Source organism: Cellulomonas sp. P5_C6 (genome assembly GCF_054049635.1).
Map to the genome: position 1 here is coordinate 1 of NZ_JBFULZ010000359.1, position 1,525 is coordinate 1,525.

Below are 1,525 nucleotides of genomic sequence, written 5' to 3' on the forward strand. Positions count from 1 at the left end.
GGGCTGGGACTGAGCGTGGGCCACGACCACGACCACTCGACCGCCGCGCAGGCGCACCGCGGGCGGCTGCTCGCCGTGCTCGTCCTCACGCTGGTCGTGCTGGTGGTCGAGGTGGTCGGCGGGCTGGTGTCGGGGTCCTTCGCGCTGATCGCCGACGCCGGGCACATGCTCACCGACGCCGCGGGAGTCGGGCTCGCGCTGGGCGCCACGGCGCTGGCCGCCCGACCCGCCACGGCGGCGCGCACGTTCGGGTGGCAGCGGGCGGAGATCCTCGCCGCGCTGGTGAACGGGCTGGTGATCGCGGTCGTCGGCGTCGGCGTGCTCGTCGGCGGCATCGCGCGGCTGGTGAGGCCGGGCGAGGTCGAGGCGGGCCTCATGCTCGCGGTCGCCGTCCTCGGGCTGGCCGCCAACGGCGTCGGGCTGGCGCTCCTGCGACGCGGGCAGAGCGAGTCGCTCACGGTCCGCGGCGCCTACCTCGAGGTGCTCGGCGACCTGCTGGGCTCGGCGGCGGTCGTCGTGGCCGCGGTCGTGGTGCTGACCACCGGGTTCGAGCGGGCCGACGGGGTTGCGTCCGTCGTCATCGGCCTGATGATCGTGCCGCGCGCCGTCGCCCTGCTGCGCGAGGTCGGGACCGTGCTGCTGGAGGCGACGCCGCGCGGGGTCGACCTCGACGCGATCCGGTCGCACATCTGCCACGTCCCCGGGGTGCTCGGCGTCCACGACCTGCACGCCTGGACCATCACCTCGGGCGTCCCGGTGCTGTCCGCGCACATCGAGGTGCCGGACGAGCTGCTCTCCGGCGGCGAGGCGGGTCGCGTGCTCGACGACCTGCGCCGCTGCCTGGCCGGCCACTTCGACGTCGACCACTGCACCTTCCAGCTCGAGCCGCCGTCGACCACCGGCACCGAGCAGCACGCCCACGCCTGACCTGCGCATAGGGTCGGGGCATGGTTGCTGTGGGGATCGCGTTGCTGCCGCAGGAGCGGTGGGTGTCGGCCCGTCGCCGGTGGGAGCAGGCCGAGGAGTGGGGCTTCGACCACGCGTGGACGTACGACCACCTGGCCTGGCGCGCGCTGGTCGACGAGCCGTGGTTCGCGACCGTGCCGCTGCTCGCCGCGGCGGCCGCCGTCACCGAGCGGATCGGGCTGGGGACCTGGGTGGCGTCGCCGAACTTCCGGCACCCGGTGCCGTTCGCCAAGGACGTCATGGGGCTCGACGACGTCAGCGGCGGCCGGTTCGTGCTCGGGGTCGGCGCGGGCGGCGAGGGGTTCGACGCCTCGGTCGCCGGGGACCCGCCCTCGCGCGGGGAGCGGACGCGTCGGTTCGAGGAGTTCATCGGGCTGCTGGACCAGCTGCTGACCCACCCCGTCACGTCGCACCAGGGCGAGTTCTACCGCGCCGACCAGGCCCGGATGATCCCCGGCACCCTCGCGCGTCCGCGCACCCCGTTCGTCGTCGCCGCCAACGGCCCGCGGACCATGACGCTGGCAGCGCGGTACGGGCAGGGATGGGCCACCTACGGGCC

The 1,525-nt window shown here is 75.1% G+C and carries 2 protein-coding genes; both read left to right on the forward strand.

Annotation, left to right across the window (positions count from 1 at the left end):
• The first annotated feature begins 15 nt into the window (after positions 1–15).
• Positions 16–927, forward strand: a complete 912-nt coding sequence (locus ACXJKG_RS21100) for a cation diffusion facilitator family transporter (RefSeq protein WP_456847672.1) — start codon at positions 16–18, stop codon at positions 925–927.
• Positions 928–947: 20 nt separating this feature from the next.
• Positions 948–1,525 (forward strand): LLM class flavin-dependent oxidoreductase (locus tag ACXJKG_RS21105; protein ID WP_456847671.1); only part of this gene is annotated, 578 nt, incomplete at its 3' end.